Here is a 24,005-nt window from a genome sequence, read left to right as displayed (position 1 = left end):
CTCACGCCCCCAGCAGCGAGTCGCCCACCGGGGTACGGCGATAGACCACGCTGTTGCCGCGTCGGGACCGACCGACCAGGCCCGCCCGGAGGAGGACCTGAAGGTGGTACGACAGCGTCGGAGCGCTCCACGGCAGTCGACTGCTCAGCTCCTTCGTCGACTGGTTTTCGCCGAGTTCGGTCAGCAGCGCTGCGCGAGTCTCGCCCAGGAGATCAGCCAGCGCGCGGTTGGGCGCCTGGACGTCGCGCTGCCAGAGTCGCCCGATCCCGTTCGCGCGGTAGACGACCGCTGGTTGCTCCGGACACTTCACCGTGAACTGCACCGGTCCGACGTGCGTCGAGGTCGGAATCATCAGTACGCCGTCGTCCGCCCAGTCGACGGTGACGTCGTACGGCCGGTCCAGGACGATGCCTTCGCCGTCCCACACCATGCCGCGGCCGAGATCGTTCAGCATGGCGACGGCCCCGTGGGAGGCGAGCAGGTCGCTCTTCCGTCGTACGTCGTCCTCGAGGACGGCTGTGGTCCGGTTCCAGTCGGGTTCGATCGCGAGCTCGAAGAACAGCTGCAGCGCTTTGGCGGCGGCCAGGGCGACCGCTTCCGGGCCCTCGGCGATCATGCGCTCGAGCGGCCCCGGCGCCGTACGACGCCACCTCAGGTAGGTCTCCTCGTCGCCGAACAGCGCCACGACATCGTCTCGGACCGGCCGGCCGCGCAGGCTGATGTCGAGCTGACGGTCGATGTCGTCGGGGGAGGTCCGGGCGATGATCCGGGCCTGCTCCTCGATCGCCACCGTAGGCCGTGCGGGTGGTGGCGTCAGGAAGTCTGGGGCGTAGTCGTGGTCAGCCGGTACCAGCGCCTCCAGGAGGGCCAGCTCACTGGCCGGCATCACAGACCGCGCACGCGAGTACCAGGTCCTCGCGTGCTGTGCGGGATGCCGGTCGCGGAGCCGAACCGTGCTGACGACCTCCTGCGCGGGCGAGATGGCGAAGCGGGATCGACCGAGTTGGTCCGCGGTCATCGTGAGGTGAATCGCCATCAGTGCAGTATGCCGAGCGACGCCGGCCAAGGGGAGCAGATTCGAGCAGGTTCGAATCCGGCTCAGTCGTTGATCCAGCTCCACACACTCGTGGTGGCCGCGACCCCGGCCAGCTCGAACCCTTCGAGGACGCGGTGCTGGTTTCCCTTCAGCCCGAGCCGATCGCCGTCGCTGAGCAGCGCCCGCAGCGAGTCGACCAGCCGATCCGCCGCGGACCCGGGCACGCCCGGCGCGTAGTGGTCCGCGAGCGCGTCCAGAGCGTCGTACGGCGCGTGCACGCTGTAGCCGTATTCCCGCCCAGGATCGTCACCCAGCGGCCCGTAGTCGTAGAACTCGGTGAACGTGATCCCTCGCTCGCCACCTTCAGGATCGAGAGTCAACGTCAACGTGAAGATGCACCCGTTCGCCCGCTCCACCCGCAACAACGTCTCCCGCCGCGCCATACCGGCACGTTACGTCAGCAGCGAGGCGAGGATGGCCAGGGTGGTGAGGAGGGTGAAGGCGATGGCGAGGCGGCGGCCGCGGGTGGTGCGGTGGTGCAGCGCTGTGCGGTCGAGGGTCCGGGCGCACGGGGTGAAGTCGGCGGCGTCCCGCGGGGCGAGCGCGCTGCTCAGGCGGCACAGCGGCGTACGGCGGGAGGCCTGGTGAGCGGCCTCCTGGATGACGCGCTGCCGCATGACCTCGCGCGGGTACGACGTGTCGGGCGGCAGCGCACGCTGGACGACGGCGTGCGCCGCAGTCACCCGTCGGGGCCGGCTGATCGAAGGCGGGAGGATCAGGTAGGCCAGGTGGACCAGAAAGGCGTAGTCGTCGGGCAGCAACGCCTCGATCTGAGGTTCCTCACGCCTGGGTCCCTGAATGGGCCCCGGCACAAGTGGGGTCTGGACCGTGGCGGACATGCAACTCCTCGAATTGGCGTACCTCACACCCAACGAGCGAATCCCTGACCGGTCACGGACGCGTCAGCTACTCTCGGCCTCATGAGCACTGGTGACGAGGTGGCCGGGCGGTGGGGCGGGGTCGACATCCACTTCGGTGAGGAGGGTGGGCGGCTGACGTACGGCAGCTACCTGCGGCTGGGGCAGCTGCTGGAGCAGCAGCGGCTGGAGTCGGATCCGCCGGCGCACGACGAGCTGCTGTTCATCACCATTCACCAGGTGTACGAGCTGTGGTTCAAGCAGGTGCTTCACGAGTTGACCGCGTCCAGGGACGCGATGCTGTCCGGTGAGCTGTGGCTGGCCGAGCACCTGCTCCGCCGGGTGCACACCATCGAGCGGACGCTGATCCAGCAGGTCGACATCCTGGAGACGATGACGCCGCAGGACTTCGGCGAGTTCCGGAACCGGTTGTCCCCGGCAAGCGGCTTCCAGTCGGTCCAGTTCCGCGAGATCGAGTTCCTCTCCGGCGCCAAGGACCCGTCGTTCGTGAAGCGGTTCCGCGGCCTGACCGACGCCGAGAAGGCCCGTCTCGAGGAGCGGTTGACGGCGCCCACGCTCTGGGACGCCTATCTCGCCGTACTCCAGAAGGCCGGATTCGCCACCGACTCCGAGGACGCGGTCCGCGACGCCCTCCGCAAGGTCGCCGGCGACCGCGGGCACTACGCCGCCGTCTGGGAGCTCGCCGAGGCCCTGGTCCAGCACGACGAGCTCGCCGCCGCCTGGCGCGCCCGGCACGTCGTCATGGTCGAGCGGATGATCGGCACCAAGCCCGGCACCGGCGGCTCGTCCGGCGCCGGTTACCTGCGCAGCCGCCTCGACCTGCGCTATTACCCGCTGCTCTGGGACCTGCGCTCGGCGCTCTGACCCCCGAGCTCCGGATGAGAGGACTCTCATCGTGGACTCATCCAGGCCGGTGGCTTCGGCTGCCAGGCTGCGGACGAACCCGCGAAAGGACTTCGAGGAATGTCCGCTTGGCCCACGATCGCCGTGCCGACCCGCTGGCTGGAACCCACCGATGTTCGGCGGGCGACAGCCAACCTGGTTGCTGGTGGCAACGAAATGCCGCCGGTGCCGAGCCTCCGCGGGAGCGGCCCCTGCAGCCGTCCCTCCTCCTGCTGACGAGGCTCCGAACGGGCCGCCCGGACTCACCCCCCACCGGGCGGCCCCTTCGTCTGTCAGTCCAGCGACTCCGGACCGGGCGCGAGGCGGTAGCCCATCCCACGCACGGTCTCGATCCGTTTTGGGCCGAGCTTCTTGCGCAGGTACCGGACGTAGACGTCGACGATGTTCGACCCGGGGTCGTAGTCGTATCCCCAGATGTGGCTGAGGAGCTGCTGCCGGGACAGCACCTGGCCGGGATTGCGCAGGAACATCTCCACCAGCACGAACTCGCGGGCGGTCAGCTCGACCACCCGGCCGTCCGCGGAGGCACGCCGGCTGCGCAGGTCGAGCGAGAGGTCGCCGCATCGCAACACCGTGGGTTCCGCCGTCCGGTCGTCGCGCAACCGCAACCTGATCCGGGCCAGCAGTTCCTCGAACCGGAACGGCTTGGGGATGTAGTCGTCCGCACCGCCTTCGAGCCCGGCGACGGTGTCGTCGACGGAGTCCCGCGCGGTCAGGATGACGACCGGCATCGTGCTGCCCGCCGCGCGCAACCGGGCCAGCACCGTGAATCCGTCCAGGTCCGGCAGACCGAGGTCGAGCACCAGCAGGTCGAACTCACTGGTCAGCGCGCGATCCAGGGCGACCTGCCCGAAGCCCACAGTCGTCGGCGTGAAGCCGTTCGCCCGCAGGCCTTTGGCGACGAACGAGGCGATCAGCTCCTCGTCCTCCGCAATCAGGATGCGGTTCACGAGAGGTCCTGGTGACTCACTGAGGTGCCCCCACGGACCTCGTACGGCGACGCCGTACGCGGAATTTCCAGCCGGAACGTCGCGCCGCTGCCTGGCGGGGACTCGACCCACGCACGGCCGCCGTGGGCTTCGGCGATGGCCTGCACGATCGCCAGGCCCAGCCCGGATCCCTCCGCCCGCTGGCCGCCGCGCCCGCGCCGGAAGCGTTCGAAGATCCGGGTCGCGTCCTCGGGCGGAACCCCCAGCCCACTGTCGCGGACCCAGAACCGGACGACGCTCGCGTTCGCCGACGACCCGATCGCGATCACGTCGTCCGGTCCGGTGAACTTGACCGCGTTCTCGGCCAGCTGGACCAGCGCCTGGGTCAGCCGCTGCGCGTCGGCGGCGATCGTCGCCTGGGCCCGTTGATCGATACGCCACTGGCGCTTGCCGAGGGCACGAGCCTTGTCGAACACCTCGTCGGTCAGCATCTCGACGTCGACCGGGGCGGTGCGCAGGAAGTCCGGCCGCTGCGCCCGGGCGAGCAGCACCAGATCCTCGACCAGCCGGCTCATCCGGTCCAGCTCACCGACCAGGAGTGTCCGCGTCTCGGCGACGTCCTGCGGGTCCGACTCGTCCAGCAGCTCCAGATGGCCGCGGACGATCGTGATCGGCGTCCGCAGCTCGTGCCCGGCGTCGTTGAGGAACTCCCGCTGCGTGGCGAACGCGTCCTCCAGCCGGTCCAGCATCGCGTTGAACGTGCGGGCCAGCTCCGACACGTCGTCGTGCCCGGTGACGTCGATCCGGCGGGTCAGGTCGGTGTCGCTGATCGCCAGAGCGGTCCGCCGTACGTCGCGAATCGGTCGAAGCAAGCGTCCAGCGGTCAGCCAGGCGGCCAGCGCCACCACGGCCAGGGCGACGACCGCGACCGCGAGGTAGGTGCGGATCACGTCGGCGAACTCGCCGTGCTCGGACGCGGTGAAGTAGGCGACCACGAACGTGCCCTGGCGATCGGACTGGCTGACCGGCATGGTCGCGTACCGGACCGGTCCGTCCGGTGAGTCGTAGCTCCCGAACACCGGGACCTCCGAGCCGGTCGTCGCGGCCCGGAACGCCGGATCGCGGTGCAGCGGCAGGGCGCCGCGCGGAGTGAAGGTCTGGTCGGGCAGGAACGCGACGATGGTCTGGTGCTCGTCCGGCACGTTCCGGCTCATCGCGACCTGGAGCAGCCGGTCGACGCTGGTGAACGGCTGCCCGGTGCCCGGATCGATCCCGGTCCGGTGGAACTCGGCGAACTCCGCGATCTCCTGCTCCAGCGAGCGGTCGATCCGGACGTCGATGCGCTCGGTCTCGAGCAGGTACGCCGTACCGGCGGCGCCGGCCATGCCGAGGGCGGTGAGCACGATGACCCAGGCCAGGATCCGGGCCCGGACCGAGCGGACGACCTCCGAGCCCGCGCCGACCAGCCGGCCGACCCCGGCCGGCTGCTCAGCCGTCCCCGCCTGCTTCGTCGTCGTCCCCGTCCGCTGTGTCTCCACTACCGTTGCCGTCGTCATCATCATCGTCCATGCCTTCACGGGTGCCGGACCGCACCGGCTGACTGGGCTTCGGTGCCGGTTTCTGGGCCGGTTTCGGCGCGGTCGCCTGGGTCCGCGCCGGTGCCCGGGTCGTCGCTGTCTGAGTAGGCGCCGGTTCCGGTGTCGGCGTGACCGTGTGAGGTGGTGCGGTCGGGGTACTCGGTCCCGGCAGCACCAACGGATCGCCGAGATCGGGCGGATCAGCCTTCGCGCCGAACAGAGCGGCCGCCGCGACCCCGAAACCCGCCGCTCCGGTCAGCGCCAACGTCACTAGCCTGGGAGACAAGAGCATGCTCAGACTATGGCGCGCCCAGCAGGCGCCCCCATGAAATCTGGATGAGAATCCCTTCATCGACCGCCCCGCCTCGAGGAGAACCGCTTGTGAAGGTCTATTCCGACGTCGGCTCGCAGCGGTTCGGGCAGGTGCTGGGCGACCTGATGCTGGTCGGGTGGGTCTGGCTGTGCGTGGAGCTCGGCCGGCTGATCTTCCGGGTCACCAACGCGCTGGGCACCCCCGGGCGGAAGGCGGCCGAGGCGGGCGACGGGCTGGCCGGCGACCTGCGGAAGCTGTCGGAGCCGATCGGGAAGGTCCCGGCGGTCGGCGATCAGCTGCGGTCGCCGGTGGATGGAGCAGCGGCGGCGGCCGGGCGGCTCGCGCAGGCCGGGCGGGACCAGGCGGATGCGGTGGAGCAGTTGGCCTACGTGCTGGCCGGCGTGACGATCGGGTTGCCGGTGCTGTTCGCCTTGCTGCTCTGGCTGCCGCGGCGGATCCGGTTCTCCCGGCGGGCGACCGCCGCCCAGAAGTTCATCGACAACGCGGCTGACCTGGACCTCTTCGCGCTCCGCGCGATGGCCAACCAGCCGATGCACCGGCTGGCCAAGATCTCCGACGACCCGGTCGCCGCCTGGCGCGAGGGCGACCGCGACATCATCGGCAAGCTCGCCGACCTGGAGCTCCGCAGCACCGGCCTGAAAGCCCCCTCGTAAGGACCTCGCAGCTACTCTCATCGCATGGCGCGGGTGTTGCTGGTCGAGGACGATGATGCGATCCGGACGTCGCTGGGCAAGTCCCTGACGGCGGCCGGGCACGTCGTCACGGCCGTGAGCGCGGGCGCCGAAGGGGTCGCCGTGGTGGCCCGCGACCGTCCCGACGTGCTGCTGCTCGATCTCGGCCTGCCCGACCTGGACGGCCGGGACGTGCTGGCGATGGTCCGGGCGGTGAGCGACGTACCGGTGATCGTGGCCACGGCGCGGGACGACGACGCCAGCGTGGTCAAGCTGCTCGACGCTGGCGCGGACGACTACGTGATCAAGCCGTTCAGCTCGGCCCAGATCGACGCCCGGATCCGCGCCGTCCTGCGCCGGCTCGGCCAGGACCAGCAAGGGGAAACGATCGTCGACCTGGGAGCGTTGCGGATCGACCCGCGCAGCCGCGAGGTGACCGTCGACGGCGCGCCGGTCGACCTGACCCGCAAGGAGTTCGACCTGCTGCTCGCGCTGTCCCGCCGGCCCGGCGCGGTAGTGAGCAAGCGTGAGCTGCTCGCCGAGGTGTGGGGCCTGCCGTGGGGTGGCGGTGACCGTACGGTCGACGTCCACCTGTCCTGGTTGCGCCGCAAGCTGGGGGAGACGGCGGCCGAACCGCGGTTCCTGCACTCCGTTCGCGGTGTCGGCGTGAAGCTGTCGGGCGGCTGACCATGCGCCGGCGGATCCTGCTGCTGTCGGTCGGCATGACCACGCTGGTCGTGCTGGCGTTCGCCGTACCGCTGATCATCCTGCTGCGGAGCACGACCGCGTCGGAGTCGAAGGAGCAGGCGCGCTACCGGGCCGAGTCGGTGGCGTACTACGTCGGCGACAAGGACCACACGCCCGACGACATCACGGCGTACATCGAAGGCCTGGAGAACGAGGGGCCCGGCAACATCTCGGTGCGGCTGGCCGACGGTACGACGCTGGGCAATCCACCGCCCGGTGGAGTCTCGGCCCCGAAGCCACTGCCGAGCGACTACGACGACGGCGACGACGACAACAAGGGCCCGCCGAAGATCGGGGACGCCGACTACCGCGAGGTCGGCGGTGGGATGGCGGTCGAGGTCGGCGTCGGCACCGAGGACGGCCCCGCGTCCGTCTGCCTGTTCCTGACCGCGGACGAGTTGTACGACGGCCTCGTCCCGCGCGTCCTGATCCTGGTCGGCGGCAGCCTGCTCGTCCTGCTGCTCAGCATCGTCGGCGCCGAGCTCGTCTCCCGCCGCCTCGCCCGCCCACTCGAAGAAACAGCCAGTACGGCGGAACGCCTGGCCCGTGGCGACATGGACGCCCGCGCCCCGACGACCGGCCCGGCCGAGGTCGCGAAGGTAGGCGCCGCCCTCAACGGACTCGCCGACCGGATCGACGAGGTGATCGCGGTCGAACGCGAGGCCGTCGCCGACCTGTCCCACCGCCTCCGGACGCCGCTCACCGCCCTTCGCCTGCAGGTCGAGGCGCTGCCGGATCGCGAGCGCGCCGAGGAGCTCAACACCCAGGTGAACAGCCTGCAGCGGACGCTGACCGCGGTGATCAGCGCGGCCCGGCGACCGCAGCGGGAAGGCCGCGTGCCGCACTGCGACGCGGTCGAGGTGACGCGCAACCGGGTCGCCTTCTGGGAACCGCTCTTCGAGGACCAGGGCCGGGAGCTCGCCCTCGATCTGCCGAACCCGCCGGCCATGGTCCGCTCGTCCGCCGAGGACCTCGGCGCCGCGCTGGACGCCCTGGTCGAGAACGTGGTCGCGCACACCCCCGATGGCACACCGGCCCGGATCACGCTGACGCGCGAGACGCACGGCGTACGCATCGTCGTCGCCGACAAGGGCCCGGGGATCCCGCTCGGCGCCGGCGAACGCGGCCGCAGCGACCGCGGCTCCACCGGCCTCGGTCTCGACATCGCCCGCCGCTGCGCCGAAGCCGCCGGCGGTCACCTGACCATCGGCCGCAACGAGGTCGTCCTCACCCTCGCGACTCGCTGAGAGACCGCTCGACCAGGGTGACGAGGAGGTCTGCTGCGGCTGCGGTGTCGTAGCCGGGGTCGTTGAGGCGCTCCATCACGATCGAGTCGATGCCGCCCCCGATGATGATCGCGAGGGTCCGGGCGTCCGCGTCGGGCAGTCCGGGCTCGCGGGCCGCGCTGAGCAGGTCGGCGAGCGGGCGCCAGCGGTCGGCCGTGTTCGCCAGGTCGCCCGCGTCGGTCATCGCCTCGATGATCACCCGGGTGTGCCGCGGGTGCTCGCGCAGGTGGCCGATCATCGAGCGGATGTAGGCGGCGGGCCGATCGGTCGGCGCAGCGGCCTCGACGGCGGCGGCGACGGTGCCGACCAGGGCTTCGAGGACGTACTTGTGGGCTTCCCGGAGCACCGCGTCCTTGGACGGGAAGTGGTACAGCACCGCCGCCTTGGTGATCTCCGCGCCCTCCGCGATCCGGGCCAGCGACGTCCCGCCGTACCCGTGCTCGGCGACGAGGCCGATGGTCACGTCGATCAGCTGGGCCCGCCGCGCCTGCTCGGTCAGGGTCAGGCGGCGCTCGCCGGTGGGCGTGGTTCGTGGCTTGGGCACGGCCCTCAACTTACCGTACGATCAAATTACTTACCAAGCGGTTAGGAGAGGACGTCGTGACGGAGATGCCGAAACGCCGGTGGCGACGGCGAGGCCTGATCACGCTCGGGGTGCTGGTGGCGATCGTCGTGGGGTTCGCGCTGGTCCTGCGGACTCCGTCGCCGGTCGGTCACTGGAACAGCGCCGAGGGATACGACCGGTTCGTGCGGATCTACGACCAGGTGAAGGAGGAGTTGCCGAAGCCGGCCGTCACCCGCGACATCCGGACGGACTTCGGCTACGTGCGGGTCTACCGGTTCGACGGGCCGAGCAAGCGGGCCGAACCGTTGGTGCTGCTGCCCGGGCGGTCGTCGGCCTCGCCGGTCTGGGCCGGCAACATGCCCTCGCTGCTGCGGGTGGCCGACGTCTACACCATCGACCTGCTCGGCGAGCCGGGCATGAGCGTGCAGAACAAGCCGATCACCTCGGCGGACGATCAGGCCGCCTGGTTGAACCAGGTGCTGGAGGCCTTGCCGGAGGAGACGTTCCACCTCGTCGGGCTGTCGATCGGCGGCTGGACCGCGACGAACCTCGCGGTGCGCCAGCCTGCACACGTCGCCAGCCTGGCCACGATCGATCCGGTGTACGTGTACGACAACATGCCGGTCGAGACGATGATCCGGGCGATTCCAGCGGGCATCAAATGGCTGCCGAAGTCCTGGCGGGACAGCTTCAACTCGTACACCGCCGGCGGCGCGCCGGTCGAGGACGAGCCGATCGCGGACATGATCGAGGCCGGGATGAGCGGCTACACGCTGCGGCTGCCGCAACCGCAGCGGATCACCGAGGACGAGTTGTCCAAGCTGACGGTGCCGGTGCTGGCGATCATCGCCGGGCGGTCGGTGATGCACGACCCGAAGACCGCGATCGAGACCGCACAACGGGCCCTGCGCAACAAGACCGTGCGGGTGTATCCCGAGGCGTCGCACGCGATCAACGGTGAGCACCCGGACGAGCTCGCGGCCGACCTGGAGAAGTTCCTGGCGTCTAGTTAGGTTGCCGACGTGGAGAAGAACTCAGCAACGACAACGCCGCCGGCTTGGGCAACCCGACGATCTACTCCGTGCCCTACACCCTGAACCTGATCCAGCCCGCCCTGGCGAAGGTCAGCTGAGGATGCCGTAGTCGCGGATCTTGCGGTAGATGGTGGCTCGGGACATGCCGAGGGCGGTGGCGGCGGCGGTCTTGTCGCCGTTGTGGGCGGCGAGGGCGCCGACGATCGCGTCGCGTTCGAGGGCTTCCATCCGGGTCAGGTGCCGGCGGGTGGTGGCGTGACACTCGGCGGGGAGGTCGTCCAGTTCGACGACGCCCGAGCGGCGCCGGCGGGCGACGTCGGTGAGGACGGTCCGCAGGTGGGTGACGTTGCCGGACCAGGGGAGCCGCATCAGCTGGTTCATCGCGCTGGCGGAAAGGCTCACCCCGGTGATGCCGGCTCGGCTCAGCAGGTGCCGGACCAGGGCCGGGACGTCCTCGAGGTGATGCCGCAGCGGCGGTACGGCGACGGTCCGCGGGAAAAAGCTGAGCAGTTGAGTCCCGAGCGCGTCTTCGTCGGAGCGACCGGTCAGCATGGTCAGCGCGATCCACGGGTCGCGGCCGATCGCGCCGTCCCGGGCAGTCTGGAGCAGGTCGGCCAAGCCGTGGATGACCTCGTCGGACAACGCTTCGGCATGCCGGACGATCAGGTCGGCGCCCGACTCCAGTTCACTCGCGGCAGTTGCGACCAGCTCAGGATCGTCGGCGTCCAGGACCGCCAGCCGCCGGGTCGGCGTCGTGTAGTCGTGGACCGCACGCAGCAGCGTGGTCTTGCCGACCCCCGGTTCGCCCTCGGCCACCAGCCATTCCGAACGACCGCACGCGTCCAGGACCTCCTGCGTGGTGTGCCGCCACAACGCGCTGGTCCCGGCCATCCCAGGCACCGCCGGGACCCGCGTCCCGGCGCGCGGCGCCGACCGCTGCTCCCGGATCTGGATGATGCCGCCGGCCAGGGTGTCGCCGAGGAACGTCGGCTGGTAGGCCAGCCGGGCGCTGATCCCGCTCGGCAGGTCGGCGATGAACGTCAGCGGTTTGGTGCCGCCGCGGGCGTCCCGGGTGCGGTCGATGAGCGCCGCCTGGTCGGTGGAGTCGAAGTGCTGCTGGGCGTACGCGTTGATCATGAACACCTCGTCGCCGAGCGCGATCACCGAGCCGCCGGTGTGCCGGCAGACCGCGTAGTACTCGCTCAGCAGCGCCTGGTCCAGCGCGTTCGCCTCCTCGATGACGCGCTCCTGGATCCGCCGCGCGGCGAGCTTGGCCACCGACAGCAGCACGGCGTTGGAGTTCCGGGCCTGGGTGGTGATGTCCAGGACGCCGAGCAGACCGCCGGTGATCGGGTGCGTGATCGGCGCCCCGGCGCACGCGAAGTTGCGGAGGCCACCGTTGTAGTGCTCGGCGCCGAGCACCAGGATCGGTCCGCCGACCTCGAGCGCCGTACCGATGCCGTTGGTGCCGACCTCGGACTCGGCGTACCGGAAACCCGGCGCCAGGTCGACCGCGTCGAGGCGCCGGATCAGGGACCGGTCGCCGCCGCGGCGGTCCAGCACGATCCCCTTGGCGTCGGTCAGGATGATGCACACCGGCTCGTCGGTCAGCTCCGACGAGAGCGCGTCGAGGACCGGCCGCGCGGCCCGGCTCAGCGTGGTGTCGAAGTCGATGCCGGGGAAGTACGCCGGGGCCGGCTGGTCGGTGTCGACCGCCGAGGCCTGAGAGCGTTGCCACGACATCCGGATCGAGTTCCGGACCGGCAGGTCGGTGGCCATCCCGGCTCCTTCCGCTCGGCGGCGCTGTTCGACAGCGGAACACGATCAACGGTACTGCGCAACCCTGTGACCCCCGTCTCACATTGAGACAGCGCTTGTGCCTCCGCACGGCTTTCATCTCTCCAACGCAGCTCAGCCGTACCGCTGGAGCCGGCAGACACCGGCTCCCGACCCTGGAGGCAGACATTGAGCAGGCAGAGTCTCACCAAGGCGCATGCCAAGATCACCGAGCTCTCGTGGGAGCCCACGTTCGCGACGCCGGCCACCCGGTTCGGCACCGACTACACCTTCGAGAAGGCTCCCAAGAAGGACCCGCTGAAGCAGATCATGCGGTCGTACTTCCCGATGGAGGAGGAGAAGGACAACCGGGTGTACGGCGCCATGGACGGCGCCATCCGGGGGAACATGTTCCGCCAGGTCCAGCAGCGCTGGCTGGAGTGGCAGAAGCTGTTCCTGTCGATCATCCCGTTCCCGGAGATCTCCGCCGCCCGGGCGATGCCGATGGCGATCGACGCGGTGCCGAACCCGGAGATCCACAACGGGCTGGCGGTGCAGATGATCGACGAGGTCCGGCACTCGACGATCCAGATGAACCTCAAGCGGCTCTACATGAACAACTACATCGACCCGGCCGGTTTCGACATGACCGAGAAGGCGTTCGCGAACAACTACGCGGGCACCATCGGCCGGCAGTTCGGTGAGGGGTTCATCACCGGCGACGCGATCACCGCGGCGAACATCTACCTGACCGTGGTGGCCGAGACCGCCTTCACCAACACGCTGTTCGTGGCGATGCCGGACGAGGCCGCGGCCAACGGCGACTACCTGCTGCCGACCGTCTTCCACTCGGTGCAGTCCGACGAGTCACGGCACATCAGCAACGGCTACTCGATCCTGCTGATGGCGCTGGCCGACGAGCGGAACCGGCCGCTGCTCGAGCGCGACCTGCGCTACGCGTGGTGGAACAACCACTGCGTCGTCGACGCGGCGATCGGCACGTTCATCGAGTACGGCACCAAGGACCGGCGCAAGGACCGGGAGAGCTATGCGGAGATGTGGCGCCGCTGGATCTACGACGACTACTACCGCAGCTACCTGCTGCCGCTGGAGAAGTACGGCCTGGTCATTCCGCACGACCTGGTCGAGGAGGCCTGGAAGCGGATCGTGGACAAGGGCTACGTGCACGAGGTGGCCCGGTTCTTCGCCACCGGCTGGCCGGTCAACTACTGGCGGATCGACGCCATGACCGACAAGGACTTCGAGTGGTTCGAGGAGAAGTACCCCGGCTGGTACTCGAAGTACGGCAAGTGGTGGGAGAACTACAACCGGCTCGCCTACCCCGGCCGGAACAAGCCGATCGCCTTCGAGGACGTCGGCTATCAGTACCCGCACCGCTGCTGGACCTGCATGGTGCCGGCGCTGATCCACGAGGACATCGTGGTCGAGAAGGTCGACGACCAGTGGCGCACGTACTGCTCGGAGACCTGCTACTGGACCGACGCGGTGGCGTTCCGCGGCGAGTACGACGGCCGCCCGACACCCAACATGGGCCGGCTGACCGGGTTCCGCGAGTGGGAGACCCTGCACCACGGCAAGGACCTGGCCGACATCGTGTCCGACCTGGGCTACGTCCGCGACGACGGCAAGACGCTGATCGGGCAGCCGCACCTGGACCTGGACGACCCGAAGAAGATGTGGACCCTCGACGACGTCCGCGGCAACACGTTCAACAGCCCGAACGTGCTGCTGAACGAGATGTCCGACGCCGAGCGCGAGGCGCACATCGCCGAGTACCGCGCGAACGGCACGGTGGCTGAATCTTCGGTCGCCTGACCCACCGAGACAGGCTGGTGGCGCCGCCGGGGATGAGCGCCGCCACCAGCCGCTTCCACCCAGCGTGAGGAGGGCCGACGTGGCCGACACCCACCGGATCCGGTTCGAGCCGGTCGACATCGAGATGGACGTCACCGAGGACGACAAGATCCTCGACGCGGCGTTCCGGCAGGGCATCCACCTGATGCACGGCTGCAAGGAGGGCCAGTGCTCCGCCTGCAAGTCGTACGTGCTGGAAGGCGACCTGCAGATGGAGCGCTACTCCACCTTCGCGTGCAACGACGCCGAGGTTGCCGAGGGCTACGTCCTGCTGTGCCGGGCGCACGCCTTCAGCGACTGCACGATCGAGCTGCTCAACTTCGACGAGGAGGAGCTGCTCGGCGGGATCCCGATCCAGACCGTGACCGCGCGGGTCGAGGCGGTCGAGCCGGTGACCCGGGACATCGTGTCGCTGCGGCTGCGGACCGAGCGTCCGTTCGAGTTCAGGCCGGGGCAGTACGCCGACCTCACCATCCCGGGCACCGACGAGCACCGGTCGTTCTCGATGGCAACGACCCAGTCGACACCGGACCAGCTCGAGTTCCTGATCAAGAAGTACCCGGGCGGACGGTTCTCCGCACTGCTCGACGGCGAGCTCGCGGTGGGCGACGAGCTGTCGCTGACCGGGCCGTACGGCTCGTCCACGCTGAAGGACGGTCACGTGCTGCCGGTCGTCTGCGTGGCCGGCGGGGCCGGGATGGCTCCCATCCTGTCCATCCTCCGGCACCTGCGGGAGACCGGCAGCACCCGTCCGGTCCGGTTCTACTACGGCGCCCGGACCGCCGCTGACCTGTTCTACCTCGACGCGATCCGGGAGCTCGGTGCGGACCTCATCGGCTTCGAGTTCGTCGCCTGCCTGTCCGAGTCGGCCGACGGCGCGGGCGAGCTGCAGGTCGAGCAGGGCAACGTCACCGACATCGTCGAGCGGCGTGAGGCGGAGCTGCACCGCAACGAGATCTACCTCTGCGGCCCGCCGCCGATGGTCGACGCCGCACTCGCCCTGCTCGACACGCACGACGTACCGAAGGACCAGGTCTTCTACGACAAGTTCACCAGCCCAGCGACTACCGATGGAGTCTGAGATGGCGCAAACGAAGCAGCGCAGTTTCCCGCGGATCGAGTTCACCGACTCGGAGGCCGGGGCGCTGGAGTTCCCGAGCTCGAAGAGCCGGAGCTACAACTACTACCGGCCGGCCAAGCTGCGGGCGACGATGTACGAGGACGTCACCGTCGACGTGCAGCCCGATCCCGACCGGCACCTGACCCAGGGCTGGATCTACGGGTTCGGCGACGGGCCGGGCGGCTACCCGAAGGAGTGGACGAAGGCGCAGTCGTCCAACTGGCACGCGTTCCTCGACCCGAACGAGGAGTGGGACCAGACCATCTACCGGAACAACTCCGCGGTGGTCCGCCAGGTCGACCTGTGCCTGCAGAACGCCAAGCGGGCCCGGGCGTACGACGGCTGGAACGCGGCCTGGCTGAAGTTCATCGAACGCAACCTCGGCGCCTGGATGCACGCCGAGAACGGCCTCGGCCTGCACGTCTTCACCGCGGTGCAGCGGTCCGGCCCGACCAACATGATCAACACCGCGGTCGCGGTGAACGCGGCGCACAAGCTGCGGTTCGCCCAGGACCTCGCGCTGTTCAACCTCGACCTTTCCGAGGCCGACGTACCATTCGACGGCTCGGCGCACAAGGAGGTCTGGAAGGACGCGGCCGAGTGGCAGCCGACCCGTGAGCTGGTCGAGCGGCTGACCGCCGTCGGCGACTGGTGCGAGCTGCTGTTCGCGACCAACGTGGTCTTCGAGCAGCTGGTCGGTTCGCTGTTCCGCAGCGAGCTGGTGATGCAGATCGCGGCCCGCAACGGCGACTACATCACGCCGACGATCGTCGGCACCGGCGAGCACGACTACGACCGCGACCTCGCCTACACCCGGAACCTGTTCCGCCTGCTGACCCGGGACGAGCAGTACGGCGAGAGCAACAAGCAACTGTTCGGCGAGTGGCTCGGGACCTGGGTGCCGCGCGGCCTGGCCGCCGCGCAGGCGCTGCAGCCGATCTGGTCGCAGCCGGCCGACAAGGCGGTCACGTTCGCGGCGAGCTTCGACGCCGCCAAGCAGAAGTTCCGTTCGCTGCTCGACGAGCTCGGGCTCGACTCTCCGAAGGAGCTGGACCAGTGACGATGCAGTTCGGATCCGAGACCGCGTTCTCGAACAAGTGCGGCGTGACCCTGATGAACACGCCGGTCGGCCGGGTGGTCGCGGACGTGATGGGCGCCAAGGACGGCGTCGAGCTGACCGAGTACCCGTCGATGATCCGGGTCGACGGCGTCGGCCTGCTCGACTTCGACTACGCCGAGCTGACCGACGCGCTCGGCTCGGAGTTCGACGGCTCGATCTTCGAGGAGATCAGCTCCACCCACTACGGCCGGATGGTCCACCTCGACGACAAGACGATCCTGTTCGCCAGTCCCGAGGACGCCGCCGAGTACATCGGCTTCGACCTCACCGCGCACTGAGAGGAGGACGCATGTACTCCAAGGACGGTGAGAACTACTACGTGGTGGACGCCCACGTGCACATCTGGGACGGCCGCGAGTCGAACCTGAAGAACGTGCACGGCAAGCAGTTCATCGACTGCTTCTACGACTACCACAAGAACCTCAGCCCCGAAGAGGTCGTCTGGGACTACGACACCTACACCTACTACGGCGGCCAGCGGTTGATGAAGGACCTGTTCGAGGACGGGTACGTCGACCACGCGATCTTCCAGGCCACCCTGCTCAGCGACTTCTACAAGAACGGGTTCGGCCAGACCGAGGAGGCGTTCGGGCTGGCCACCGAGCACCCGGACAAGCTCACCTACAACCACGCCTACGACCCGCGGCACGGCGAAGCGGGCCTCGAGCAACTCCGCCGGGACGCCGACCGGATGAAGCTGAAGGGCGTCAAGCTGTACACCGCCGAGTGGCACGGCGACTCCCGCGGCTACAAGCTCGACGACCCGTGGTCGCGCCGGTACCTCGAGGAGTGCCTGAAGCTCGGCATCACCAACATCCACGTGCACAAGGGCCCGACGATCCGGCCGCTGGACCGGGACGCCTTCGACGTCGCGGACATCGACAAGGTGGCCACCGACTACCTCGACCTGAACTTCATCGTCGAGCACGTCGGGCTGCCACGGCTGGAGGACTTCTGCTGGATCGCCACCCAGGAGTCCAACGTGTACGGCGGCCTGGCGGTGGCGATGCCGTTCATCCACACCCGGCCGAAGTACTTCGCCCAGATCATCGGCGAGCTGCTCTACTGGCTGGGCGAGGACAAGATCTTCTTCGCCAGCGACTACGCGCTGTGGACGCCGAAGTGGCTGATCGAGCAGTTCGTCGACTTCCAGATCCCGGCGGACATGACCGAGTACGCGCCGATCACCACCGAGGCGAAGAAGAAGATCCTCGGGCTCAACGCGGCCGCCATGTACGGCCTCGACGTACCGGCAGAGCTGCGGCTGCCGACCGACGCCGGTGACACCCCGGTCGAGGTGGCCGCGGGCGCACGCTCATGAGCACGGTCGCGACGTCGCTGGTGCACGAGGTGCTGGCGGCGTTGTCGACGGTGATGGATCCGGAGCTCGACGAGCCGATCACCGACCTCGGGTTCGTCCGGGCGGTGAGTATCGACGACGCCGGGGTGACCGTGCGGTTGCGGCTGCCGACGTCGTTCTGCTCGCCGAACTTCGCCTACCTGATGGCGTCGGACGCGCAGGACGCGTTGCGCCGGATCGACGGTCTCGGCCGGGTCGTGGTGCAGCTCGACGACCACCACGACTCGGAGAAGATCAACGCCGGCCTGGCCGCCGACGCCGGGTACGTCGGCACCTTCGGTGTCGAGGCCGAGACCAGCCTGGACGAGCTGCGCGCGATCTTCCTCCGCAAGGCGCACACCGCGGCGATGGAACGCTGCGCCGCCGCCCTGCTCCGTGACACCGACCTGCAGGTCGACGAGCTGCACCGCATCACGCTCGCCGACCTGCCGGAGGGCTCTTTCAAGGAGGCCCTGGTACGGCGTCGGTCCGCCATCGGACTCGGCGTCGATCCCGGTGCTCCGGTGGTGGTCGACGAGTACGGCGGCCCGCTCGAGCCGGAGGCCGTCCCACTGCGGCTGCGGTTCGCGAAGGCCGTGCGGATATCGATCGAGGGGAACTCGCACTTCTGCCGCGGACTGCTCGCGACCCGGTACGCCGACACCGGCACGTCCACCCGCATCACGAACCTGAGGAGCACGGCATGAGAGCGGTCCAAGTCGTCGGCTACCACACGAAATTGCAGCTGACCGACGTACCGGAGCCCACCGTCGAGGGTCCGCTCGACGTGATCGTCAGGATCGGCGGCGCGGGTGTCTGCCGGACGGATCTGCACATCCTGGAAGGGCAGTGGGCGGAGAAGTCCGGTGTCGTCTTGCCGTACACGATCGGCCACGAGAACGCGGGCTGGGTGCACGCGGTCGGTTCCGCGGTGACGAACGTTGCCGTGGGCGACAAGGTGATCCTGCACCCGTTGATCACCTGTGGTCTGTGCCGGGCCTGCCGGTCCGGCGACGACGTGCACTGTCAGCACAGCGGGTTCCCTGGGATCGACACCGACGGCGGGTACGCCGAGTACCTGCGGACCACCGCCCGCAGCGTGGTCCGGATCGACGACAACCTGGAACCCGCCGACGTCGCGGCGCTCGCGGACGCCGGGCTGACGGCGTACCACGCGGCCGCCAAAGCAGCCCGCGCCACCCGGCCCGGGGACGTCTGCGTGATGATCGGCGCCGGCGGTCTCGGCCACATCGGCATCCAGGTGCTGAAGGCGATCTCGGCCGCGACCATCGTCGTGGTCGACCGCAACCCGGCCGCCGTCGAGCTCGCTGTCGAGATCGGCGCCGACCACGGCATCGTTGCCGACGGCACCCAGGTCCAGGACGTCCTGGACCTGACCGGCGGCCACGGCGCCGAGGCGGTGGTCGACTTCGTCGGCGAGGGCGGCGCGACCGCCGAGGGCGTGGCGATGCTGCGCCGGGCCGGCAACTACTACGTCGTCGGGTACGGCGAGAACATCGACGTCCCGACGATCGACATCATCTCCACCGAGATCAACTTCATCGGCAACCTGGTCGGCTCCTACAACGACCTGCAGGAGCTGATGGTGCTCGCCGCGCAGGGGAAGGTCACCCTGCACACCACCAAGTACCCGCTCGCCGACTTCCAGCAGGCGATCGACGACCTCGACGCGGGCCGGGTCCGCGGCCGGGCGATTCTCATCCCGTGACCTGAAAGGCAGTCTGACCATGGCCAAGGAACTGCGGTTCAACGAAGAAGCACGACGGTTGCTCGAGTCCGGGGTGAACTCCCTGGCCGACGCGATCAAGGTGACACTGGGTCCGAAGGGGCGCAACGCCGTCCTGGAGAAGCTCACCGGGCCGCCGACGATCACCAACGACGGGGTCACGATCGCCCGGGAGATCCAGCTGCGCGAGCCGTTCGCCAACATGGGCGCGCAGCTGGTCAAGGAAGTCGCGATGAAGACCAACGGCGTGGTCGGCGACGGGACCACGACCGCCACCGTGCTCGCCCAGGCGATGGTCCGCGAAGGCCTGCGGGCGGTCGACGCCGGCGCCAACCCGATGCGGGTACGGCGGGGCATCGAGCAGACCGTCCCAGTCGTCGTCGAGACGCTTCGCTCGTGGGCCGCCGAGGTCGGTGGCAAGCAGGACCTGCGGCACATCGCGACGCTGGCGGCCAGTGACGACGAGTCGATCGGCGAGGTGGTCGCCGAGGCGGTCGAGCGGGTCGGCCGCAACGGTGTCGTGACCACCGAGGAGTCGGACTCGATCGGCCTGTCGGTCGAGGTGGTCGACGGGATCGAGTTCGACCACGGCTACATCTCGATGTACATGGTCACCGACAAGGAGCGGATGGAGACCGTGTACGAGAACCCGGTCATCCTGCTCACCAACAAGAAGATCACGCAGGTGCAGGAGATCATGCCGGCGGTCGAGGTGGCCAAGCGCGCGGACCGGCCGCTGGTCGTGCTCGCCGAAGACGTCACCGGGCCCGCGCTCCAGTTGCTTGTCGGCGGCAACATGCACAACACGATGCGGTCGGTCGTCGTCCGGGCGCCCGGCTTCGGTCATCGCCGGGTGGCCGAGCTGGAGGACCTCGCGGTGGCGCTCGGCGGGCACGTGATCGCCGACGACACCGGCCTCGAGCTCGGCGAGGTCGCGCTCGACCACCTCGGGTCGTGCGACCGGATCACGATCACCGAGAACAACACCACGATCGTCGGCGGCCACGGCGACCTCCGGGCGGTCGAGGCCCGGCTGGGCCAGTTGGAGACCCAGTTCGAGCGGGCCCGGATCGAGGCGGACCAGGACAACCTCCAGCTCCGGCTGGCCCGGCTGTCCGGGCGAGTGGCCGTCATCCGGGTCGGCGGCGCGACGAGTGTCGAGCTCAAGGAGCGGATGCTGCGGGTCGAGGACTCGCTCGCCGCGACGCAGGCCGCGCTCGAGGAGGGCGTGGTGGCCGGCGGCGGTACGGCGCTCGTGCAGGCGCAGGACGCGGTGTCGCGGGTCGAGTTGCTCGACGACGACGCGGTCGGCCGCGAGGTGGTTCGCCGGGCGCTGCCCGAGCCGCTGCGCTGGATCGCGATCAACGCCGGGTACGACGGCGACGAGGTGGTCGCGCGAGTCGCCGAGCTCCCGTTGGGACACGGGTTCAACGCGCTGACCGGCCACTACGCCGACATGTTCGACGAAGGCGTGATGGACCCGCTCAAGGTCACCCGCGCGGCCCTGGAGAGCGCGGCGTCGATCGCGGCGCTGCTGATCACCACCGAGACCGCGGTGGTGGAGGAGGTCATCGGCCACCCCGGCGCGATCCTCGCTCCCGGCTTCGGCGACCTGGCCGAAGGCATGGTCCGGCCCTCCAACATCTACTGAGCCATGACCCTCGACCAGCTCCCACGCGGCTCCGGTGCGGTCGTCACCGCACTGGACAGCCGGGGCGCCGAACGCCACCGGCTGATGGACCTCGGCCTGCTCCCCGGCACCGAGATCCGAGCCGACCTGACCAGTCCGCTCGGCGACCCCACGGCGTACCTGGTTCGCGACAGCCTGATCGTCCTCCGCCGCTCCCAGGCCCGCACCGTCCATGTCGATCTGGTGACGACATGAGTCACGACTGCGGGAGTTGTGGGCTGAACCCGCAGCGGTTGCAGGTGGTTGCCGGCGGCCACGACTTTGTCGTCGCGGTCGCCGGCAACCCGAACACCGGGAAGAGCACGGTGTTCAACGCGCTGACCGGGTTGCGGCAGCGGTCGGGCAACTGGCCGGGTACGACAGTCACGCGGGCGGAAGGTCTCTACGGGTACGACGACCACAGGTACAAGGTGGTCGACTTGCCCGGGGTGTACTCGCTGCGGTCAGCGGGCGGTGAGGAGGAGGTCGCGCGGGAGTATCTCGAACACGGTGCGCCGGATGTGACCGTCGTGGTGGTGGATGCGACCCGGCTGGAGCGCAACCTCACGTTGGTGCTGCAGATCCTCCGGATGACGAATCGGGTCGTGGTCGCGGTCAACCTGATCGACGAGGCCGAGCGGCACGGGATCTCGGTCGACACCCGTCACCTTGCGCGCGAGCTCGGCGTACCGGTGGTGGCGATGGCGGCGCGACGGGGACGGGGGATCGCGGAGCTGAAGGAGTCGATCGACCTGGTGGCCCGGGAGACGGGGGCTCCGCGGCGCCGGCTTCGGTCGGACGGCCTGGGGGAGGACGACGGGGCGGCGGCGTTGTTCGCCGAGGCCGCCCGGATCGCACGGCGGACCGTGGACGGGCAGTCGCGGCTGACGTTCGACCGGTTCCTCGACAGGGCACTGACCCATCGGGTCTGGGGCTTCGTGGTGATGGGTCTGCTGTTCTTCGGCGTCTTCTGGTTCACGATCACCGGGGCCGCCGTACCGTCGGACTTCCTGTATCGGGTGCTGGTGCAGGACGGGCACGCCGTCGTGCGGGACCTGCTCGGTGGCGCGCCGTGGTGGGTCACCGGGCTCGTTGCGGACGGCATCTACCTGGGGACGGCGTGGGTGATCGCGGTGATGCTGCCGCCGATGGCGATCTTCTTCCCGCTGTTCACGCTGCTGGAGGACTTCGGCTACCTGCCGCGGGTGGCGTTCAACCTGGACCGGCTGTTCGCCGCAGCCGGCGCCCACGGCAAGCAGTCGCTGTCGATGATGATGGGGTACGGCTGCAACGCGGCCGGGGTGACCGCGACCCGGATCATCGACAGTCCGCGGGAGCGGATGATCGCGATCGTCACCAACAACTTCAGCATCTGCAACGGGCGCTGGCCGACGCTGATCCTGATGGGCACGGTGTTCATCGGGACTCTGGTGCCACCGGCCGCGGCCGGCCTGGTGGCAGCGGGAGGTGTGGTGCTGGTCGCCGTACTCGGGATCGTCACGACGCTCGTCGTCTCGTGGGGGCTGTCGAAGACGGTGTTGCGCGGGACGACGTCGGTCTACTCGCTGGAGCTTCCGCCGTACCGGCCGCCGCAGGTCCTGCGCACGATCTACACCAGCGTCATCGACCGCACGCTCAAGGTGCTGTGGCGCGCGATCGTGATGGCCGCGCCGGCCGGCGCGGTGATCTGGCTGATCGGCAACGTGTCCATCGGCGACGCGACCATCGCCGGCCACCTCGCGCACGGTCTCGACCCGCTCGGTCTCGCGCTCGGCCTCAACGGCATCATCCTGCTGGCCTACGTGGTCGCGATTCCGGCCAACGAAATCATCATCCCGACCATCCTGATGCTGACGATGACGCTGGGCCCACTCGAGTACGGCGCCTCGAACGGCGTGATGCTCGAACTCGGCGACGCCGAGGCCGGCGCGGTCCTGGTCGCCGGCGGCTGGACGGTGCTGACCGCGGTCAACCTGATGCTGTTCAGCCTGCTGCACAACCCGTGCAGTACGACGATCCTGACGATCTGGAAGGAGACCCGGAGCCTGAGGTGGACCGCCACCGCCACCCTGCTGCCGTTGTCGCTGGCCTTCCTGGTCACCTTCTCGACGACCCGCCTCGCGCACTGGATCCAGTGATGACCGAGCCGACCCGACTGCAGCTCGACGCCGCGGCGCGCACCCTCGCACTCCTCGTCGCGCCGGTCCGGCTGCACCTGCTCTGGCTCGCGATCGACGGCGAGTACGACGTCGGCACCCTGGCCGACCGTGCCGGCGTCAGCATCACCACCGCGAGCCAGCACCTGGCCAAACTCCGCCTGGCCGGCCTGATCACCGCCCGCCGCGAAGGCCGCCGCCACATCTACACCGTCGACGACCCCCACATCCTCACGCTGGTCGACCAGATCCTCGCCCACATCACCCCCACCGGCACCCTCGCCCCGAACCCACCCCGGCTCGACCGCGAGCGGGTTACTCGGCGGCTGACTGGAGTGAGAGGCTGAATCCACTGGGCTCTTCGTGCAGGTAGACGTCGAGTCGCATGCCGTCGTGGATGGCGACGCTGCCGCGGCCGGTCGCGTTCGTCAGGTGCTCGGTGCCGGTGGCGTCGTACCACCTGATCGAGGCGTCGAGGACGTAGCTGTAGTTGCCGGCCTTCGTCGCGGTGATCCGCTTGGTCACGATCGGCCGCTCGCGGGTGGCGTGCAGTCTGGCGACCTGCTTTCCCTCCAGGCTGACCACGATGATCTCCTCTTCCGCGCCTTCGGTGAGCTGGTCGGAGACGGTCAGGCTGATCTGCCGTCGCTCCGTCGGCGGCACGGGTTGCACCGTCTGTTGCAGGGGCTGTTGCGGGGTCTGGGTGGTGACGATCCGGGTCTGCGGCGGCGCCGGGTCGTCGGCCCGGCCCGGGAGGCCGGTCTTCACCAGGATCGGCACCAGGGCGGCGATCAGCCCGACCACGGCGGTCAGCGCCTGGCCCATGGTGCCGATGCGGGTCCACCAGTTCTCTTTCACCGGGGGATTGGGGTTCGGTGTGCTCATTGCGCCCTCCCTTTTCACCCGAGCGGAGGTCCGGAGCGCGCCGGAAATACCACCTGAATTCAGATCGCTCAAACGCATGTTTTTGACGGGACTGGTATCAGAAAGAGCGGCTCGGACTCTTGTCGGCATCACGGCGATCGCAAGGAGGTTCGAGATGGCCAGACCGACGTGCGGCACCGCCGTCACCGCCCGGCACCGACGGAACTGCGGGCGAAGTGCTGCCTGTGGACGGCCCTGTTCTTCTCGGCAAGAATGCCGGAGGGGGCGAATGGCAGCCGACCGTCCGGGGGCCACTGCG

At 69.3% G+C, this 24,005-nt stretch carries 24 protein-coding genes; 16 read left to right on the top strand and 8 right to left on the bottom strand.

Features of this window, described 5'->3' with window-relative positions; genetic code table 11:
- Position 1: 1 nt before the first annotated feature.
- From ACWCOV_RS18645 to ACWCOV_RS18635, 3 genes are all read right to left on the bottom strand, one after another.
- Positions 2-1,036, bottom strand: coding sequence for an ArsR/SmtB family transcription factor (locus ACWCOV_RS18645; RefSeq protein WP_449830519.1), 1,035 nt, complete (start codon positions 1,034-1,036; stop codon positions 2-4).
- Between the two features lie 62 nt (positions 1,037-1,098).
- Complete coding sequence (locus ACWCOV_RS18640) at positions 1,099-1,479, bottom strand: hypothetical protein (RefSeq protein WP_449830518.1); 381 nt, start codon at positions 1,477-1,479, stop codon at positions 1,099-1,101.
- Between the two features lie 9 nt (positions 1,480-1,488).
- Complete coding sequence (locus ACWCOV_RS18635; protein ID WP_449830517.1) at positions 1,489-1,935, bottom strand: hypothetical protein; 447 nt, start codon at positions 1,933-1,935, stop codon at positions 1,489-1,491.
- 81 nt (positions 1,936-2,016) lie between these two features.
- Here ACWCOV_RS18635 and ACWCOV_RS18630 point away from each other — a divergent pair, with 81 nt between their 5' ends.
- Positions 2,017-2,838: a tryptophan 2,3-dioxygenase gene (locus ACWCOV_RS18630; protein ID WP_449830516.1), complete on the top strand. Its 822-nt coding sequence runs from the start codon at positions 2,017-2,019 to the stop codon at positions 2,836-2,838.
- Positions 2,839-3,149: 311 nt separating this feature from the next.
- Here ACWCOV_RS18630 and ACWCOV_RS18625 read toward each other — a convergent pair whose 3' ends face one another.
- Positions 3,150-3,827 carry a response regulator transcription factor gene (locus tag ACWCOV_RS18625; RefSeq protein ID WP_449830515.1) on the bottom strand — a complete coding sequence of 226 codons (678 nt, stop codon included), beginning with the start codon at positions 3,825-3,827 and terminating at the stop codon, positions 3,150-3,152.
- Positions 3,824-5,362 (bottom strand): sensor histidine kinase, encoded by a 1,539-nt coding sequence (locus ACWCOV_RS18620; RefSeq protein WP_449830514.1) that lies wholly within the window; start codon positions 5,360-5,362, stop codon positions 3,824-3,826. Before ACWCOV_RS18620 ends, ACWCOV_RS18625 begins: the two co-directional genes overlap by 4 nt.
- Before the next feature lie 402 nt (positions 5,363-5,764).
- Between ACWCOV_RS18620 and ACWCOV_RS18615 the strand changes: the two genes are divergently transcribed.
- From ACWCOV_RS18615 to ACWCOV_RS18605, 3 genes are read left to right on the top strand one after another with little or no spacing between them, the layout of a single operon-like run.
- Entirely contained in the window at positions 5,765-6,370 is a 606-nt protein-coding gene (locus tag ACWCOV_RS18615) for a hypothetical protein (RefSeq protein WP_449830513.1), read from the top strand.
- 24 nt (positions 6,371-6,394) lie between these two features.
- Complete coding sequence (locus ACWCOV_RS18610; RefSeq protein ID WP_449830512.1) at positions 6,395-7,075, top strand: response regulator transcription factor; 681 nt, start codon at positions 6,395-6,397, stop codon at positions 7,073-7,075.
- 2 nt (positions 7,076-7,077) lie between these two features.
- Positions 7,078-8,382 carry a sensor histidine kinase gene (locus ACWCOV_RS18605; protein WP_449830511.1) on the top strand — a complete coding sequence of 435 codons (1,305 nt, stop codon included), beginning with the start codon at positions 7,078-7,080 and terminating at the stop codon, positions 8,380-8,382.
- Here the strand turns inward: ACWCOV_RS18605 and ACWCOV_RS18600 are convergent.
- On the bottom strand, positions 8,363-8,965 hold the full coding sequence (locus ACWCOV_RS18600; protein WP_449830510.1) for a TetR/AcrR family transcriptional regulator: 603 nt from the start codon (positions 8,963-8,965) through the stop codon (positions 8,363-8,365). The two genes, ACWCOV_RS18605 and ACWCOV_RS18600, sit on opposite strands and share 20 nt — an antisense overlap.
- Before the next feature lie 65 nt (positions 8,966-9,030).
- Between ACWCOV_RS18600 and ACWCOV_RS18595 the strand changes: the two genes are divergently transcribed.
- Positions 9,031-9,999: an alpha/beta fold hydrolase gene (locus tag ACWCOV_RS18595; protein WP_449830594.1), complete on the top strand. Its 969-nt coding sequence runs from the start codon at positions 9,031-9,033 to the stop codon at positions 9,997-9,999.
- 111 nt (positions 10,000-10,110) lie between these two features.
- Here the strand turns inward: ACWCOV_RS18595 and ACWCOV_RS18590 are convergent, their stop codons facing one another.
- A complete protein-coding gene (locus ACWCOV_RS18590) occupies positions 10,111-11,799 on the bottom strand; it encodes a sigma-54-dependent Fis family transcriptional regulator (protein ID WP_449830509.1) in 1,689 nt (562 codons plus the stop codon).
- A 186-nt stretch (positions 11,800-11,985) separates the two neighbouring features.
- On the opposite strand from ACWCOV_RS18590, the gene ACWCOV_RS18585 reads away from it, so the two are divergent.
- The 11 genes from ACWCOV_RS18585 to ACWCOV_RS18535 all read left to right on the top strand — a co-directional run bounded on the left by ACWCOV_RS18585 (position 11,986) and on the right by ACWCOV_RS18535 (position 23,169).
- Entirely contained in the window at positions 11,986-13,632 is a 1,647-nt protein-coding gene (locus ACWCOV_RS18585) for a hypothetical protein (protein ID WP_449830508.1), read from the top strand.
- A gap of 79 nt (positions 13,633-13,711) precedes the next feature.
- The gene (locus ACWCOV_RS18580) at positions 13,712-14,752 is read left to right on the top strand and encodes an FAD-binding oxidoreductase (RefSeq protein WP_449830507.1); all 1,041 of its coding nucleotides are present in this window, start codon (positions 13,712-13,714) and stop codon (positions 14,750-14,752) included.
- Between the two features lies 1 nt (position 14,753).
- Positions 14,754-15,851: an aromatic/alkene monooxygenase hydroxylase subunit beta gene (locus ACWCOV_RS18575; RefSeq protein ID WP_449830506.1), complete on the top strand. Its 1,098-nt coding sequence runs from the start codon at positions 14,754-14,756 to the stop codon at positions 15,849-15,851.
- 2 nt (positions 15,852-15,853) lie between these two features.
- Entirely contained in the window at positions 15,854-16,189 is a 336-nt protein-coding gene (gene mimD / locus ACWCOV_RS18570) for a propane 2-monooxygenase effector subunit MimD (RefSeq protein WP_360530992.1), read from the top strand.
- 11 nt (positions 16,190-16,200) lie between these two features.
- Positions 16,201-17,232 carry an amidohydrolase family protein gene (locus ACWCOV_RS18565; protein WP_449830505.1) on the top strand — a complete coding sequence of 344 codons (1,032 nt, stop codon included), beginning with the start codon at positions 16,201-16,203 and terminating at the stop codon, positions 17,230-17,232.
- Complete coding sequence (locus ACWCOV_RS18560) at positions 17,229-17,957, top strand: iron-sulfur cluster assembly protein (protein ID WP_449830504.1); 729 nt, start codon at positions 17,229-17,231, stop codon at positions 17,955-17,957. The genes ACWCOV_RS18565 and ACWCOV_RS18560 overlap by 4 nt, the downstream gene beginning before the upstream one ends.
- Positions 17,954-18,979 (top strand): NAD(P)-dependent alcohol dehydrogenase, encoded by a 1,026-nt coding sequence (locus ACWCOV_RS18555; RefSeq protein WP_449830503.1) that lies wholly within the window; start codon positions 17,954-17,956, stop codon positions 18,977-18,979. The genes ACWCOV_RS18560 and ACWCOV_RS18555 overlap by 4 nt, the downstream gene beginning before the upstream one ends.
- Before the next feature lie 19 nt (positions 18,980-18,998).
- Positions 18,999-20,648 (top strand): chaperonin GroEL, encoded by a 1,650-nt coding sequence (groL, locus tag ACWCOV_RS18550; protein ID WP_449830502.1) that lies wholly within the window; start codon positions 18,999-19,001, stop codon positions 20,646-20,648.
- Positions 20,649-20,651: 3 nt separating this feature from the next.
- Entirely contained in the window at positions 20,652-20,882 is a 231-nt protein-coding gene (locus ACWCOV_RS18545) for a FeoA family protein (RefSeq protein ID WP_449830501.1), read from the top strand.
- Positions 20,879-22,804: a ferrous iron transporter B gene (gene feoB, locus ACWCOV_RS18540; protein WP_449830500.1), complete on the top strand. Its 1,926-nt coding sequence runs from the start codon at positions 20,879-20,881 to the stop codon at positions 22,802-22,804. The genes ACWCOV_RS18545 and feoB overlap by 4 nt, the downstream gene beginning before the upstream one ends.
- Positions 22,804-23,169, top strand: coding sequence for an ArsR/SmtB family transcription factor (locus ACWCOV_RS18535; protein WP_449830499.1), 366 nt, complete (start codon positions 22,804-22,806; stop codon positions 23,167-23,169). The genes feoB and ACWCOV_RS18535 overlap by 1 nt, the downstream gene beginning before the upstream one ends.
- On the opposite strand, the gene ACWCOV_RS18530 is transcribed toward ACWCOV_RS18535, so the two are convergent.
- Positions 23,138-23,707 carry a hypothetical protein gene (locus tag ACWCOV_RS18530; protein WP_449830498.1) on the bottom strand — a complete coding sequence of 190 codons (570 nt, stop codon included), beginning with the start codon at positions 23,705-23,707 and terminating at the stop codon, positions 23,138-23,140. The genes ACWCOV_RS18535 and ACWCOV_RS18530 overlap by 32 nt on opposite strands.
- Between the last annotated feature and the right edge of the window lie 298 nt (positions 23,708-24,005).

This window comes from Kribbella sp. NPDC002412 (assembly GCF_053592935.1).
This window is presented reverse-complemented; position numbering and strand designations above follow the sequence as displayed.